The sequence below is a fragment of the Enterobacter cloacae complex sp. IR5384 genome, assembly GCF_049237265.1.
GTDB classification, from domain to species: domain Bacteria; phylum Pseudomonadota; class Gammaproteobacteria; order Enterobacterales; family Enterobacteriaceae; genus Enterobacter; species Enterobacter cloacae.
Window position 1 is genome coordinate 45,358 of record NZ_JBMKHJ010000001.1, and the last position, 14,447, is coordinate 59,804.

The window sequence follows — 14,447 nt, forward strand, 5'->3', positions numbered from 1 at the left end:
ATGAGGAACATCTTATGAACACAACATCCGCCGCCCATGCCGTAAGCCGCTGGGTCATCTTAATGCTGGCGCTCGGTGCGGGCTTCAGTGTGGCATCCATCTATTATGCTCAGCCTCTGCTGCCGCTGATGGGCGCTGACCTGCATCTGAGTATTGAAGGAATGGGCATGGTCCCGACGCTTACCCAGGCAGGATATGCTCTGGGAATCCTGTTCCTGCTGCCGCTCGGCGACCGCCACGACCGCAGAACACTGATCCTGATAAAAAGTGCAGCCCTGGCGCTATTTCTGCTTGGCTGTAGCCTGACCGGACAGATCCACTCCCTGCTGCTGGCAAGTCTGCTTATTGGCATGGCCGCCACCATGGCGCAGGATATCGTCCCTGCCGCGGCAATCCTTGCACCGGAAGGCAAACAGGGGAAAACCGTCGGTACGGTGATGACCGGCCTGTTGCTGGGTATTCTGCTCTCCCGAACCGTCAGCGGCGTGGTGGGTGAAGCTTTTGGCTGGCGCGTCATGTACCAGCTGGCCGCCGCAAGCATTGCGTTTATCGGCGTTGTGATGTGGGCCGTACTCCCGCGGTTTGCCATCCAATCCACCCTGAGCTATCCGGCGCTGCTGCGTTCTATGGAACACCTGTGGCGTCGTTATCCGGCTCTGCGCCGCGCGGCGCTGGCTCAGGGTTTTCTGTCGATTGCCTTTAGCGCCTTCTGGTCCACGCTGGCAGTGATGCTGCTGGAACGTTATCACTTAGGAAGTGCGGTCGCGGGGGGATTTGGTATTGCGGGTGCTGCAGGTGCGTTAGCCGCCCCGCTGGCGGGAGGTCTGGCCGATAAGCTGGGCGCCGGAAAAGTCACGCAACTCGGTGCGCTTCTCGTGACCGTCTCATTTGCCCTGATGTTCCTGATGCCCGCGCTGGGCCTTCATGGACAGCTCATCCTGATTGCCCTCTCCGCCGTCGGGTTCGATCTGGGTCTGCAGTCAAGCCTGGTGGCGCATCAGAATCTGGTGTATAGCCTTGAGCCGCAGGCCCGTGGACGCCTGAACGCCCTGCTCTTTACGGTAATCTTCATCGGCATGGCACTGGGCTCTGCGCTGGGCAGTAATATCTATACGCTGGCGGGATGGACCGGGGTGGTCGCGCTTGCGACGGTATGCGGCGTCATTGCGCTGGTCATTCGCCTGATTGAGAGTGCTCGCGTCAGCGCCGTGCAGGCAGACATCGCCTAAAAAAAATGCCCAATCCAGACGGATTGGGCAGTCAAAACATGCCCAGTTTCAAGACATGTTCTAAGAGGTAAAGATGTTATTTGTTCAACTGGAACAGCGACATACCCTGCATATCGCTAAACGCTTTATAGGACGCCTGCAAGGCAGCCTGCTGCATAATGTAAGAAGAAATGGCACTGTTCCAGTCAACATCGACCAAATCGCTCATCTGCTGAGTCTGCCCCAGCGCACGGTCATCGCCCAGGTTATCGAGTTTTTCCAGTTCGTTCATCTTGGTACCCACATCCGCCACGACGGTAAGGACATTGTTCTGGGTATTGGTGATGCCGATCTGTGCATCAGAAATCGCTTTGTTCTGCACTTCCGCCGCCGCAGAGTCGTTATCAACAGGAACCTTGAGCGCGGAAATCGCCGAGTCGAGGATCTTGAACATATTCGTCTCGCCATAACCGCCGCCAGGCAGTTCTTTGGCGTTACTGGTAATACTTTCGAAGATCTGCTGACCAGTGTGGCTAATCACCATATTACGGGCGGTATCAACCTGCTGAGAGATGGCCTGAGTTCCCCCGTTGTAATCACCGGTAACGGAATCAAACGGTGGCGCTTCGGTCTTATAGCCAGCAAAAATATACCGACCATTACCATCCGCTGAGTTTGCCAGGTTCATCAGCTGATCGCGGATACCCTGCAAGTCACTCGCCAGTGACAGACGATCGTCATCACTTAACGTGCCATTTCCTGCGTTAACGAGTTTCTCTTTCGCACTGGTAATTGCCGCGTTAACCTGGCTCAGCACGTTATCTTCCAGAGAGACTTTTTGCGTGGCGAACGTTCTCGCCAGGGCAAACTGGCTATTCTGGGATTGAGATTGTGACAACACAACCGCCTGCGACGCCGCAATAGGATCGTCCGACGGACGGTTAACACGCTTGCCGGTGGACATTTGCTCACCGTAGCTCAGCCACTTGCTCTGGGAATCGGTGATTCCCCGCATGTTCTGGTCGTACATCATCTGGGTGCTAATACGCATTTTTCACCTCAGCCTTAGCGAATATTGATAATTGCATCAAAAAGCGTGCTGGCAGTTTGTAACACCTGCGCATTGGCAAGGTAATACTGCTGATAGCGCTGCAGGTTGCCATACTCTTCGTCGAGGTTTACCCCAGAGATGGACTGCTGCTGCTTAGTCAGTTGCGTCGCCACATTCGCTTTCGTTTCGCTGCTGGTTTTCAGCGCGGCGGTTGAGCTGCCGACCGTACTGACAAGGGAAGCATAGGCATCGTTGAAAGTCTTATTGCCGCCAACAACCTTACTGTTTTGCAGATCGAGCAGTTTTTGTCCATTGCGGTTGTCGCTCTCGCCGCCGTTGCTTGCGGATGCCATAGCCAGTTTGGACTCATCTTTGAACTTGAGCTCCATATTGACGATGACATCAGAAACAGGCTTGACGATGAAACTGTCTTTGGCGTTCGCGCTACCGGTCACGTTGACGCTCAGGCCATCAAAGGAGAGATTGCCACTTGCGTCCGGGGCCATGGTGAAGCTGGTTTTATCCGAACGGGTGATAGTCCAGTCGGTGCCGTTAAACTGCAGCTTATAATCGGTGGCCTGCACTTTGGTGCTGTCTGCCACAGTGGCCGTCATTGCGGCCGTACCGGTATTGCGGCTGTTGGTTACCACGGCTGGCGAACCAAAGTCGAACAGCTTGCCACCGGCATCGCCATTGGCATCAAACCCGGCTTCATGCTGCTTATTCATCGCGTCCGCAAAGGCCAGTGCCAGCTGGTTGAGGTTGTTACGCGCTTTATCCAGATCTTCTGAGCGGAACGTAAACAAGCCCCCCAGCGAACCGGTGGTGACCATTTTCTCGGGAATTTCAACGTTGCCGGACACCTCATCGCTGTAGGCGATAGTCGTCCGGGTCGGATCGGCGCTGGATTTCACCGCAGCTAACTGGTTTGCTTTGCTCCCCTGCACCAGGCTGTAACCGTTGCCAAAGGAGACGTTATAGGTGCCACCGTCCTGAACAGCCACTTCAACACCCACAATTTGGTTCAGCTCACTCACCAGCTGATCGCGCTGATCCAGCAGGTCATTTGGCGATGAACCTGCCCCTACGCCGGTAAGACGGGAAATCTGATCGTTCAGATTCGCAATCTGTTTCGCGTAGTTGTTGATCTGCTCAACGCTTGAAGCGATGGCGGTATTAACCTGAGAATCCTGATCGCGAAGATACTGGTCGTTCGTTTTAAACTGATTGACCAGACCATCCGCTTTTCCCAGCACCGTCTGTCTTGCGGCCGGGTCTTCCGCGTTGCTCACCAGCGTTTGCAGGCTTTTAAAGAAATCCTGAAGCGTCGTCGAAAGTGAGTTGGTGGAATCAGAGAGCACATCGTCAATTTTTGACATCTGCTGATAGCGCGTCGTCAGACCGCTACTCTGCGTTTGCGCGGCGCGCAGTTGGTTGGTGATGAAAGCATCATATTCACGCTGCACACCAGACACATACACCCCGTTGCCCACCCAGCCACCGCCGGTCAGCGTGCTGTTAGACGCACCCAGCACGGTCGTCTGGCGGGTGTAACCTGCCACGTTATAGCTTGAAATGTTATTACTGACGGTATTGAGTGCCGCCTGAGCAGCACTGAGGCCACTCATGGCGCTGTTAATCAAACTGGACATGGAGGTTCCTTTTATTCGTTCAGACACGAGTCCTGATGAAAGTTATCGGCAGCCTCCACCGGGACTTGAGAAGTTTCAGAACAGATTTTCGATATCTGTGCTATAGGCTTTGCTGACTTTCTCGCCCATCGATTTAAGCTGCTGAATCATGCTGGTGAGCTTACGCGCATAGTTCGGGTCGGTGGCATAGCCCGCATTTTGCAGGGCCTGCGCACCCTGCTCAGGCGTAGCCGCCTGCGTAACGGCGGCATAACGCGGGTTGCGGCTCAACAGGCCTACATAATCGGACAACGCTTCCAGATAAGAGCTGTAAACGCGGAATTTTGCTTTGATCTTCACCGCCGCTCCGTTTTCATATTCGGTGGTGGTGATCTCCGTTGTCGGCCCCTTCCAGCTGGCATTCGCCTTCACGCCAAAGATGTTGAAGCTCGGCTCGCCGTTTTCTTTACGGATCTGGCGCTGACCCCAGCCCGATTCCAGCGCGGCCTGGGCCAGAATCAGGTGATGTGGCACCCCACTCTGTTCACTGGCAAGACGGGCCGGCAGCGAAAGCTGTGCCAGGAAGTCTTTGCTGTCGCCGGAGAGCGGCTCATCGCTGCTCACCGTCGCCTTCGGTATCGCTTTACGCACCATTTGCGTCAGCGCCTGGTTCTGATAGCTGGTCACCGTTTGCAGGTCGAACTTCATCGGCACCTGCTGCGGCTCATCCTTCGGCTGGATCCCCTGCGCGGCTTCGGTCTGTTTGACTATCATGTCAGCCAGACCGAGCCCTTTACCGGCGGTCATCTGCTGCGCAATCTGTTGGTCATACATGCTGGTATACAGGCGCGTTGAATCACTGCTGAACATGCCGTCTTTAGGCAGAGTTTCACGCATGCTCTTCAGCATCATCTGTACAAACATCCCCTCCACCTGGCGGGCGACCGGGCGGATATTCGCCGCCGGGTCTTTGCCTGCCTGGGTTTTCAGTTCGTTAAGCGACTGGGCATCCCAGGCCGCGCTGGTCAACAGTTTGCTATCGGTCAGCATCAGATGATTTCCAGTTTGGCGCGCAGACAGCCCGCACTTTGCATGGATTGCAGAATAGACATCAGATCCATCGGCGTTGCCCCCAGGGCATTCAGGGCACGCACCACGCTGTTGAGGTTGGCACTGGAGCGTACGCTCTGCAGCGAGCCCCCGCTCTGACGCAAATCGATCTGAGTTTGCGGCGTTACCACCGTCTGCCCACCACCAAACGGGGTATCCGGCTGGCTGACGTTGGCGGAGCGGTTGACCGTTACCGAGAGGTTACCCTGCGCCACGGCGCAGCTGTCCAGCGACACTTCACGGTTCATCACCACCGAACCGGTACGGGAGTTGATGATCACTTTGGCATCCTGAACAGGGACATTCACTTCCATGTTCTGGATATCGGCCAGCATGCGCACCTGGTTGCTGCCGCCCGTTGAGGTGCGGATCTGCACGGTACGGGCATCCAGCGCCGTCGCACTGCCATAGCCGCGGCTGCGGTTGATGGTGTCGGCGATCTGCTGCGCCATGGTGAAATCTTCGTTGTTCAGCTGCAGATTGATGGTATTCCCCGCGCCGAACTGGGTCGGCAGTTCACGCTCAATGATTGCACCGTTAGTGATACGCCCGCCGTTCAGCTGGTTGACCTGCACGCTGCTGCCGCCTGCAGAGGCCCCCGCGCCGCCCACCAGAATGTTACCCTGCGCCAGGGCATAAACCTGGCTATCCACCCCTTTCAGCGGAGTCATCAGCAGCGTACCGCCGCGCAGGCTTTTGGCGTTACCCATGGAGGAAACCACCACATCGATGGTCTGCCCCTGACGTGCAAACGCCGGGTAGGAAGCGGTTACCATTACCGCCGCCACGTTTTTCAACTGCATGTTGGTGCCCGCCGGTACGGTGATACCGAGCTGGGACAGCATGTTGTTCAAGCTCTGGGTGGTGAATGGCGTCTGGGTGGTCTGGTCACCCGTGCCATCCAGGCCAACCACCAGACCATAGCCAATGAGGGAGTTTTCACGCACGCCCTGAACGCTGGTGAGATCGCGAATGCGGTCAGCCTGGGCAAATGTTGCCACCAGCATCAGCGCCACGGCGAAGATCGATTTAAACATGGGTCACCTCGCTTACATCGGCGATAAATTAAGGAAGAAGCGCTGCAGCCAGCCCATATTTTGCGCTTCGTTGATATAGCCGTTACCGACGTACTCAATGCGCGCATCCGCCACCTGGGTGGACGGAACGGTGTTGGTGCCGCTGATGGTGCGAGGGTTAACCACACCGGAGAAGCGAATGAATTCAGTGCCCTGGTTAATGGCGATCTGTTTTTCACCCACCACATGTAAATTGCCGTTAACCAGCACCTGGTCAACCGTTACCGTCAGCGTGCCGCTGAAGGTATTGCTGGCGTTCGCGCCACCTTTACCGTTAAAGGTATTGCCGCCAGACGCCTCAACATCCGCACGTGCATTGCCGAAGAGTCCCTGCAGATAGCGCGGTACGGTATCGAAGCCAAAATTGGTTTTGCCATCGCGGCTGGCATTCGCCGACGAGCTCTTGCTCGCGCTGACGTTCTCCTGCAGCACAATGGTCAGGGTATCGCCGACGTTACGCGGGCGACGATCTTCAAACAGCGGCTGATAACCATAGTTGATCGGCTGCGCGGTCTGGAAAATGGAGCCGTTCACCACTGGCGCAGGGCCAGGAACGGGTTGGGCGGTCGTCGCACCCTGGACCAATGGTTTAGACGGGATCCAGGCACATCCGCTAAGGGTGACGGCCAGAACAGTCAGAATCGGATAACGAAACGCCGCGTTTTTTTGCATTGCCTTCATCTTCGAAAACAGGGAGCCGGTGCGGCATTCACCGCACCGGGCTGCGCCTTAGAGTTGCGTCAGTTTCTGCAGCATCTGGTCGGTCGTCGACACTGCTTTACTGTTAATTTCATACGCGCGCTGGACCTGGATCATATTCACCAGCTCTTCCGCCACGTTCACGTTCGAGGTTTCCACATAACCCTGATACAGCAGCCCTGCCCCGTTCAGCCCCGGGGTGCTCTCATTCGGCGTACCGGAGGATTGCGTTTCGGTGTAGAGGTTCTCGCCAATGCTTTCCAGACCGGTATCGTTCATGAAGGTGGTCAGGTTGAGCTGCCCCACCTGAACAGGCGCGGCCTGTCCCTGCTGGGTGACGCTCACCACGCCGTCACGCCCGATGGTGATGCTCAGGGCATTCGCCGGGATCGTGATAGCAGGCTGAACCTGGAAACCACCGGCCGTGACCAGCTGGCCGTTCTGATCGACCTGGAACGAGCCGTCACGGGTATAGGCAGAGGTCCCGTCAGGCAACTGCACCTGGAAGAAACCCTGGCCTTTAATGGCGACGTCTTTGCTGTTGTTGGTCTGAGACAGGTTGCCCTGGCTGTGCAGACGCTCGGTGGCGACCGGACGAACACCGGTACCGATCTGCAAACCTGACGGCAGCGTGGTTTGCTCAGAGGACTGCGCACCCGGCTGACGAATGGTTTGGTAAAGCAAATCTTCGAAAACAGCACGCTGACGCTTGAAACCATTGGTGCTGACGTTTGCCAGGTTGTTGGCAATCACATCCATATTGGTTTGCTGCGCGTCCAGGCCAGTTTTCGCGATCCATAAAGAACTGATCATAGGGAGTCCTGTTAACTCATAGCCAGAAGTTGGTTAGCTTTGCCCGCGTTTTCATCAACGCTGCTGATAATCTTCATCTGCATTTCAAAACGACGGGCGCTGGCGATCATGTCGGTCATGGCTTCGACCGGCTTGACGTTGCTGCCTTCCAGAACACCGGACATCACGCGAATGGTCGGGTCGGCCTGAAGCGTGGCGCCACGGGTGGCCTGAGCCGCCTGGGTCAGACGGAACATACCGTCATCACCACGCTGCACCTCTTTGCCATCCGCTTTGACCAGCTTCAGACGCCCGACGGGCGCAACGGTATTGGCCGGGTCGCCCGGGTTCAAGGCGGAGATGGTACCGTCTGCGGCGATGGTCAGCTCTGAGCCTTCCGGCACCGTCAACGGACCCGCTTCACCCATTACCGGGTGCCCCTGAATCGTCAACTGGCCCGTGGCACTGACCTGGATATTACCGTTGCGGGTATAGCCTTCGCCGCCGTCTGCCGTTTGCACGGCCAGCCAGCCGTCCTGCTGCAGAGCAACGTCCAGCGGACGGGCGGTGTAATCCATCTGCCCTGGCGTCATGTCTGCACCCGGCGTGGAGGCGGTCACCAGCGTACGCGTCGGCAGGGACAACCCTTCTACCGGCACCGCACGCAGCGCATTGAGCTGTGCGCGGAACCCCGGCGTAGAGGCGTTCGCCAGGTTGCTGGCGGTAACGGCCTGCTGATTGAGCGTCTGACTTGCCGCGCCCATCGCGGTATATATTGCGTGATCCATTGCGCTTTCCTGTTAGCCGCTTAACGCAGGTTAACCAGCGTGTTGAGGATCTGATCCTGGGTCTTGATGGTCTGCGCGTTCGACTGATAGTTACGTTGCGCGACAATCATGTTCACCAGCTCTTTACTCAGGTCGACGTTAGAGGCTTCCAGCGCACCGTTGGTCAGCGTACCGAAGTTACCGGAACCCGCGGTACCCAGCAGCGCGACGCCGGAGGACTGCGTGGCAGACCAGACGTTGTCACCTTCAGACTTCAGACCTTCGTTGTTGGCGAAGTTTGCCAGCACGATCTGGCCCAGAACCTGGGTCTGTTCGTTGGAGTAGTTACCGACCACGGTGCCGTCGTCGTTGATCTGGTAGCTCACCAGGTCGCCCGGTTTAAAACCATTCTGGCTGGTTCCAACGATGTTGTTCGCACCGGTGTTCTGCTGCATGGAGTTCGCAAAACTCATGGCGAAGGTCGCAGGCGTGGCACCAGGAATGGTCGCAGTAGTCAGGTTGATGTTGCCACCGCCGATCAGCGTACCGTTGTTGTTGAAGGTCAGCGTCGTGGCGAGAGAGGCCGTGCTGCCTGCCACGCTACCGTCCTGGGCATACACTTTCCAGGAGTTAGCCGGGGTCGCATCTTTAACGTAAAACAGGTTCATGTTGTGCGCATTACCCTGGCTGTCAAAGACGGTGACCGTACCTTTTTTGTTGTAGGTATCCGGGTTGGCCGGATCAAAGGCGGTGGTCGGTGCGGTATCGGTGGAGTTGAGGTTAATCTGCTGGGAAGCCGTGGTGGTGGCCTTCGCGGCCATCAGCGTGGTCGGGATATTGATAGGCTGTGGGTTCGCACCGGTCTGAACCGTTGATGGCGTCCCGGCAACCGGATAACCGGTTAATTGCATCCCCTGCATGTTCACCAGGTTACGGTTTTCGTCCAGCTTGAACTGGCCGTTACGGCTGTAGAACACCGAGCCGTTAGCATCGACCATACGGAAGAAACCGTTCTGGCTGATGGCAACGTCCAGGCCACGACCGGTATTGGTGGTGGTGCCGTCGGTAAAGTCCTGGGTAATGCCTGCAACTTTTACGCCCAGACCCACTTTGGAACCGGCAAACATATCTGCAAATGAAGCAGAACCGGATTTAAAACCATAGGTCGCGGAGTTGGCGATGTTGTTGCCAATGACGTCCAGGTTGGTGGCCGCAGCATTCAGGCCGCTGACCGCTTGAGAAAAGGCCATGACTTACTCCTGATAAGTGTTAAGGCTTAGATAATCTGCCGAACTTCGTCGAGTGTGGTGGTACCAGAAGTACCCAAATCCAGTTTGTTGCCATCGCTACCTTTAATGACGCCCTGGACCAGCGCAAACTGCAGCGGCTGAGCCACCAGCTGGGTAGAGCCATTGCTGGCACTGATTGCCACTTTGTAAGAACCGTTTGGCGCTTTGGTGCCGTCGGCCAGGCTGCCATCCCAGGTAAAGGTATGAACGCCCGCCTTCAGTTCGCCGATATCAATCGTGCGAACCACGGCGCCGGTAGCGTCGGTGATCGTCGCGGTGACTTTGTCGGCCGCCTGCTGCAGCTCAACGCCAAACGGCGTGGTGGTGGTGGTCGTGTTGCCTTCGGTGGTGCTGGTGCCCGCCAGGATCGTGGTGCCCGGGATCATCACCCCGTGACCAATCAGGCTCGCAGCCTGCAGGGACTGGCTGTTATCAATTTGCCCGGAAACAGAGCCGAGGGTGGTATTGAGTTTCTCAATGCCGCTGACGGTACTGATCTGCGCAAGCTGCGTGGTCAGTTCGTTGTTCTGCATGGGGTTGGTGGGATCCTGGTTCTTCAGCTGTGCCACCAGCAGCGTCAGAAAGCTGCTTTGCAGATCGGAGGCGTTACTTCCCGTCAGGGAGCTGGAACCCGTCGAACTTTTGGCGCCACTGACGCCCGAGTTCGTTGGATCATTCACATTAACGGCGATGGACATGCATGTCTCCTTTACTGGCCGAGAGTGAGGGTTTTGAGCATCATGCTCTTCACGGTATTAAGCACTTCGACGTTTGCCTGGTAGCTACGTGAGGCGGACATGGAGTTCACCATCTCCCCCACCACATCCACGTTTGGCATTTTCACGTAGCCATTCGCATCCGCCAGCGGGTTGCCGGGCTCATATACCAGCTTGTCCGGTGCCTGGCTTTCCACCACGTCAGAGACTTTCACCCCGCCCGTCGCCGCGCCTGGTGCAGCATCCACCTGGAACACCACCTGCTTTGCACGATAAGGCTGTCCGTCAGGTCCGGTCACGCTGTCGGCGTTCGCCAGGTTACTGGCAGCCACGTTCAGGCGCTTGGACTGCGCGGTTAACGCCGAGCCGGCGATATCGAAAATATTCAGCAAGGCCATTTATCCGTTGCCCCCCTGCAGGACGTTCATCATGCCTTTGATCTGTCCGCCGAGTACGGTCAGGCCCATCTGGTATTTCAGGCTGTTATCGGCAAACTGCGTACGCTCCCGGTCCATATCCACGGTGTTACCGTCGAGTGAAGGCTGGTCGGGAATGCGATAAAGTAAATCGGTCGTGGGCGCCGTCATCGCCTGAGCAGGAATATGGCGTGAGGAGGTCAGAGCGAGCGCGACACCGCTCCCTTCTGCACGTCCACGCTCCATCACTTTTTTAAGCTCACTGGAAAAATCAATATCGCGCGCCTGATACCCTGGCGTATCGGCGTTGGCAATATTGGCGGCTAAAATCTCCTGCCGCTGGGCGCGTAAATTGAGCGCTTCCTGCTGAAAACGTAACGCGGCGTCGAGTTTATCGAGCATGTCTCCTCCGCTGATGGCAAAATTTCAGTTCACAGCTTAAATCTCACCCCGTCACCCCTATCGACGGAATAAGCGCAAAATGCGTCGCTATTTATTCCGTTGATGCAAAACCACTGCAGGTAGAATCCTCTCAATTCGGGTAACGGTGGAATGTGCAATGCAAACGTTAAAACGCGGCCTGGTGGCTACGGCCCTGCTTTTCAGCCCCCTGGTACAGGCTGAAGTACAGGATCAACTGACGGCTTTCTTTGCTCAGCAACTGGCGGGCTTTAGCGATGAAGTCAACGTCACCGTGCGCACGCCACCTAATCTCTATCCCTCCTGTGAGCAGCCGTCGTTCAGCGTAACGGGCACCACAAAACTGTGGGGGAACGTGAACGTGCTGGCGCGCTGTCCGGGTGAAAAACGCTATTTACAGGTTGCGGTACAGGCGACGGGCAATTATGTTGTGGCCGCCGTTCCCATTGCTCGCGGCAGCATGTTGCACGCCAGCAGTGTGACTCTGAAACGCGGTCGTCTGGATCAGCTTCCGCCGCGCACCATGCTTGACATTAACCAGGCACAGGATGCCGTCAGCCTGCGTGATGTCGCGCCAGGCCAGCCGATACAGCTCTCCATGCTGCGTCAGGCATGGCGGGTTAAAGCGGGTCAGCAGGTGATGGTGGTGGCCAACGGCGATGGTTTTCAGATAAACAGTGAAGGGAAGGCATTAAACAATGCCGCGGTGGCGCAAAATGCCCGCGTCAGGATGTCCTCAGGCCAGGTGGTTAGCGGAACCGTCGATTCTGATGGGAATATTCTGATTAACCTATAATCTTTTTAAAGAAATCGCTGCGACTGCCGATAAATAATCAACTAATGATGATGTCAGGCGCCAACGCCGCGAACCCTCGATGAGGACAACACTATGAGCATTGATCGTACATCAGCCCTGAAGCCGGTAAGCGCTGTACAGCCTCGCGAAACGAATGACGCCACGCCGCAGAAAACGCGTGTGGAAAAACCGTCAACGTCCAACAGCACCAGCGTCACCCTGAGCGATGCTCAGGCAAAACTGATGCAGCCAGGCAGCAGCGATATCAATATGGAACGCGTGGAAGCGCTGAAAACGGCTATTCGTAATGGTGAGCTGAAGATGGATACCAGCAAAATTGCTGACGCCCTGATTCAGGAAGCACAGAGTTTCTTACAGAGTAACTAACCGTATGAGTCGACTGTCAGAAATACTGGATCAAATGACGGTTGTCCTGAACGACCTGAAAACGGTCATGGACGCGGAGCAACAGCACCTCTCTTCCGGTCAGATCAACGGCAGCGCGTTGCAGCGTATTACGGAAGATAAAAGTTCGCTTCTGGCGACGCTGGATTATCTGGAACAACAGCGTCGCGCTGAGCAAGATCCTAAGCGCAGTGCGAATGACGATATTGTAGAACGCTGGCAGACCATTACAGAAAAAACCCAGCATCTGCGCCATCTTAATCAGCACAACGGTTGGCTGCTGGAAGGCCAGATTGAGCGTAATCAGCAAGCGCTTGAGGTGTTAAAGCCGCATAAAGAGCCCGGGCTGTACGGTGCGGATGGTCAAACATCAACGGCACGTGTCACGGGCGGGAAAAAGATTTCGATTTGAAGCCCAGGCGACAAATCAGGCAGCGGGGAGCACCCTAAGGTGAACTCCCCTTTTGGCGTTTATGCGGTACGGCGGGCAAACTCTTTCACTTTGAAGCCCAGCACCGCGAGCGTCGCAAAGTAGGCCACAACCCCAACCCCCACAACGGCCATCAGCCGCATCAGACGGTAAAGCATGGTGCCCTGCGACCATTCCGGCATGACATGCAGCATGCCAAGCAACGCCGCAGCCATAACCAGCACCGCAACGATCAGACGCACAAAGAAGCTTTTCCAGCCCGGTTGCGGCGTGAAGATATCCTGCTTACGCAACTGCCAGTACAACAGCCCGGCGTTGAGACAGGCCGCAAGACCAATAGACAAGGCCAGACCGGCGTGCTTCAGCGGGCCAATAAAGGCCAGGTTCATCAGCTGAGTCATAATCAGCGTCACAATGGCAATTTTCACCGGCGTTTTGATGTCCTGGCGCGAGTAGAACCCTGGTGCCAGCACTTTAACGACGATCAGCCCCATCAGCCCCACCGAATAGGCAATCAGCGCCTGCTGCGTCATTGACGCGTCAAAAGCGGTGAATTTGCCGTACTGGAACAGGGAAACGGTCAGCGGCTGCGCGAGGATCCCCAGCGCTACCGCACTCGGCAGCGCCAGCAGGAAGCAGAGACGCAGCCCCCAGTCCATCAGACGGCAATATTCGTCATGGTTTCCGCTGGCAAAACTTTTCGACAGCGACGGCAGGAGAATGGTCCCCAGCGCCACCCCCAACACCCCGGAGGGAAACTCCATCAAACGGTCCGCGTAGTACATCCACGAAACGGAACCGGATTTGAGGAAAGAGGCGAAGATAGTGTTGATGATAAGCGAGATCTGGCTAACCGAAACCCCGAGAATGGCAGGCCCCATCTGCTTAATCACGCGCATCGCACCGGCGTCACGGAAATTAATTCGCGGCAGAACCAGCATGCCGATTTTCTTCAGATGCGGCAGCTGATACGCCAGTTGCAGCACGCCACCTGCCGTCACCGCCCAGGCCAGCGCCAGCACCGGCGGGTTGAAATGGGGCGCGGCGAATAGCGCAAAGCCAATCATGCTGATGTTAAGGAAGGTTGGCGCAAAGGCCGGAACGGAAAAACGGTTCCAGGTATTGAGGATTGCCCCCACCAGCGAGGCCAGGGAGATCAGCAGGATATAAGGAAAGGTAATACGCAGCAGTTGAGTGGTCAGGGCAAATTTATCTGCCGAGTCCGCAAAGCCGGGTGCCGTCACCATAATCACCCAGGGCGCAGCCAGCATCCCGAGTACCGTTACGATCGCCAGGGCCAGCGTCAGGAGGCCTGAAACGTAAGCGACAAACACGCGCGTGGCGTCTTCACCCTGCTTGCTTTTATATTCCGCCAGGATAGGAACGAATGCCTGGGAAAATGCCCCCTCGGCAAAAATGCGACGCAATAAATTCGGCAATTTGAACGCGACGAAAAAGGCGTCCGTTGCCATCCCTGCACCAAATACTCTTGCCACAATCGCATCGCGCGCAAAACCCAGCACGCGGGAAAACATGGTCATCGAGCTGACTGCCGCCAGCGATTTTAATAAGTTCATTAATGAGAATTCCCACAACCCTACGGATTTCCAGGACGGGTAAGCGAAAGCGCCACCCATTGAA

The 14,447-nt window shown here is 56.4% G+C and carries 16 protein-coding genes; 4 read left to right on the top strand and 12 right to left on the bottom strand.

Features of this window, described 5'->3' with window-relative positions; translation table 11 throughout:
* The first annotated feature begins 14 nt into the window (after positions 1–14).
* The gene (locus ACOTX3_RS00215; protein WP_058679155.1) at positions 15–1,229 is read left to right on the top strand and encodes an MFS transporter; all 1,215 of its coding nucleotides are present in this window, start codon (positions 15–17) and stop codon (positions 1,227–1,229) included.
* 76 nt (positions 1,230–1,305) lie between these two features.
* Here the strand turns inward: ACOTX3_RS00215 and flgL are convergent, their stop codons facing one another.
* The 11 genes from flgL to flgB form a co-directional block, all read right to left on the bottom strand.
* The gene (flgL, locus tag ACOTX3_RS00220; RefSeq protein WP_013097131.1) at positions 1,306–2,259 is read right to left on the bottom strand and encodes a flagellar hook-associated protein FlgL; all 954 of its coding nucleotides are present in this window, start codon (positions 2,257–2,259) and stop codon (positions 1,306–1,308) included.
* Between the two features lie 14 nt (positions 2,260–2,273).
* Positions 2,274–3,911, bottom strand: a complete 1,638-nt coding sequence (gene flgK, locus ACOTX3_RS00225) for a flagellar hook-associated protein FlgK (protein WP_013097132.1) — start codon at positions 3,909–3,911, stop codon at positions 2,274–2,276.
* A 75-nt stretch (positions 3,912–3,986) separates the two neighbouring features.
* Positions 3,987–4,940 carry a flagellar assembly peptidoglycan hydrolase FlgJ gene (gene flgJ, locus ACOTX3_RS00230; protein ID WP_020689612.1) on the bottom strand — a complete coding sequence of 318 codons (954 nt, stop codon included), beginning with the start codon at positions 4,938–4,940 and terminating at the stop codon, positions 3,987–3,989.
* Positions 4,940–6,037 carry a flagellar basal body P-ring protein FlgI gene (locus ACOTX3_RS00235; RefSeq protein WP_013097134.1) on the bottom strand — a complete coding sequence of 366 codons (1,098 nt, stop codon included), beginning with the start codon at positions 6,035–6,037 and terminating at the stop codon, positions 4,940–4,942. Before ACOTX3_RS00235 ends, flgJ begins: the two co-directional genes overlap by 1 nt.
* 12 nt (positions 6,038–6,049) lie before the next feature.
* Entirely contained in the window at positions 6,050–6,748 is a 699-nt protein-coding gene (gene flgH, locus ACOTX3_RS00240; RefSeq protein ID WP_003857987.1) for a flagellar basal body L-ring protein FlgH, read from the bottom strand.
* Positions 6,749–6,805: 57 nt separating this feature from the next.
* Positions 6,806–7,588 carry a flagellar basal-body rod protein FlgG gene (gene flgG / locus ACOTX3_RS00245; RefSeq protein ID WP_008500810.1) on the bottom strand — a complete coding sequence of 261 codons (783 nt, stop codon included), beginning with the start codon at positions 7,586–7,588 and terminating at the stop codon, positions 6,806–6,808.
* Between the two features lie 11 nt (positions 7,589–7,599).
* Positions 7,600–8,355, bottom strand: coding sequence for a flagellar basal body rod protein FlgF (locus tag ACOTX3_RS00250; RefSeq protein ID WP_013097135.1), 756 nt, complete (start codon positions 8,353–8,355; stop codon positions 7,600–7,602).
* 20 nt (positions 8,356–8,375) lie between these two features.
* Entirely contained in the window at positions 8,376–9,584 is a 1,209-nt protein-coding gene (gene flgE / locus ACOTX3_RS00255) for a flagellar hook protein FlgE (protein WP_013097136.1), read from the bottom strand.
* A 26-nt stretch (positions 9,585–9,610) separates the two neighbouring features.
* Positions 9,611–10,321 (bottom strand): flagellar hook assembly protein FlgD, encoded by a 711-nt coding sequence (flgD, locus tag ACOTX3_RS00260; protein WP_013097137.1) that lies wholly within the window; start codon positions 10,319–10,321, stop codon positions 9,611–9,613.
* A gap of 11 nt (positions 10,322–10,332) precedes the next feature.
* Positions 10,333–10,737: a flagellar basal body rod protein FlgC gene (gene flgC / locus ACOTX3_RS00265; RefSeq protein WP_013097138.1), complete on the bottom strand. Its 405-nt coding sequence runs from the start codon at positions 10,735–10,737 to the stop codon at positions 10,333–10,335.
* Positions 10,738–11,157 (bottom strand): flagellar basal body rod protein FlgB, encoded by a 420-nt coding sequence (flgB, locus tag ACOTX3_RS00270; RefSeq protein ID WP_013097139.1) that lies wholly within the window; start codon positions 11,155–11,157, stop codon positions 10,738–10,740. It abuts the gene before it with no gap.
* Between the two features lie 157 nt (positions 11,158–11,314).
* Here flgB and flgA point away from each other — a divergent pair, with 157 nt between their 5' ends.
* The 3 genes from flgA (at position 11,315) to flgN (ending at position 12,788) form a co-directional block, all read left to right on the top strand.
* Positions 11,315–11,971, top strand: coding sequence for a flagellar basal body P-ring formation chaperone FlgA (gene flgA / locus ACOTX3_RS00275; protein ID WP_013097140.1), 657 nt, complete (start codon positions 11,315–11,317; stop codon positions 11,969–11,971).
* A 93-nt stretch (positions 11,972–12,064) separates the two neighbouring features.
* Positions 12,065–12,358 (top strand): flagellar biosynthesis anti-sigma factor FlgM, encoded by a 294-nt coding sequence (flgM, locus tag ACOTX3_RS00280; protein WP_013097141.1) that lies wholly within the window; start codon positions 12,065–12,067, stop codon positions 12,356–12,358.
* A 4-nt stretch (positions 12,359–12,362) separates the two neighbouring features.
* Positions 12,363–12,788, top strand: a complete 426-nt coding sequence (flgN, locus tag ACOTX3_RS00285; protein WP_028027944.1) for a flagella biosynthesis chaperone FlgN — start codon at positions 12,363–12,365, stop codon at positions 12,786–12,788.
* Positions 12,789–12,847: 59 nt separating this feature from the next.
* Here the strand turns inward: flgN and murJ are convergent, their stop codons facing one another.
* Positions 12,848–14,383, bottom strand: a complete 1,536-nt coding sequence (murJ, locus tag ACOTX3_RS00290) for a murein biosynthesis integral membrane protein MurJ (RefSeq protein ID WP_023620179.1) — start codon at positions 14,381–14,383, stop codon at positions 12,848–12,850.
* Between the last annotated feature and the right edge of the window lie 64 nt (positions 14,384–14,447).

Excerpts from the sequence above, each read along its gene's own strand:
- flgC (WP_013097138.1), bottom strand. The coding sequence starts at position 10,737 with ATGGCCTTGCTGAATATTTTCGATATCGCCGGCTCGGCGTTAACCGCG.
- flgD (WP_013097137.1), bottom strand. The coding sequence starts at position 10,321 with ATGTCCATCGCCGTTAATGTGAATGATCCAACGAACTCGGGCGTCAGT.
- flgB (WP_013097139.1), bottom strand. The coding sequence starts at position 11,157 with ATGCTCGATAAACTCGACGCCGCGTTACGTTTTCAGCAGGAAGCGCTC.
- ACOTX3_RS00250 (WP_013097135.1), bottom strand. The coding sequence starts at position 8,355 with ATGGATCACGCAATATATACCGCGATGGGCGCGGCAAGTCAGACGCTC.
- flgE (WP_013097136.1), bottom strand. The coding sequence starts at position 9,584 with ATGGCCTTTTCTCAAGCGGTCAGCGGCCTGAATGCTGCGGCCACCAAC.
- murJ (WP_023620179.1), bottom strand. The coding sequence starts at position 14,383 with ATGAACTTATTAAAATCGCTGGCGGCAGTCAGCTCGATGACCATGTTT.
- ACOTX3_RS00215 (WP_058679155.1), top strand. The coding sequence starts at position 15 with ATGAACACAACATCCGCCGCCCATGCCGTAAGCCGCTGGGTCATCTTA.
- flgA (WP_013097140.1), top strand. The coding sequence starts at position 11,315 with ATGCAAACGTTAAAACGCGGCCTGGTGGCTACGGCCCTGCTTTTCAGC.
- ACOTX3_RS00235 (WP_013097134.1), bottom strand. The coding sequence starts at position 6,037 with ATGTTTAAATCGATCTTCGCCGTGGCGCTGATGCTGGTGGCAACATTT.
- flgM (WP_013097141.1), top strand. The coding sequence starts at position 12,065 with ATGAGCATTGATCGTACATCAGCCCTGAAGCCGGTAAGCGCTGTACAG.
- flgH (WP_003857987.1), bottom strand. The coding sequence starts at position 6,748 with ATGCAAAAAAACGCGGCGTTTCGTTATCCGATTCTGACTGTTCTGGCC.
- flgL (WP_013097131.1), bottom strand. The coding sequence starts at position 2,259 with ATGCGTATTAGCACCCAGATGATGTACGACCAGAACATGCGGGGAATC.
- flgJ (WP_020689612.1), bottom strand. The coding sequence starts at position 4,940 with ATGCTGACCGATAGCAAACTGTTGACCAGCGCGGCCTGGGATGCCCAG.
- flgN (WP_028027944.1), top strand. The coding sequence starts at position 12,363 with ATGAGTCGACTGTCAGAAATACTGGATCAAATGACGGTTGTCCTGAAC.
- flgG (WP_008500810.1), bottom strand. The coding sequence starts at position 7,588 with ATGATCAGTTCTTTATGGATCGCGAAAACTGGCCTGGACGCGCAGCAA.
- flgK (WP_013097132.1), bottom strand. The coding sequence starts at position 3,911 with ATGTCCAGTTTGATTAACAGCGCCATGAGTGGCCTCAGTGCTGCTCAG.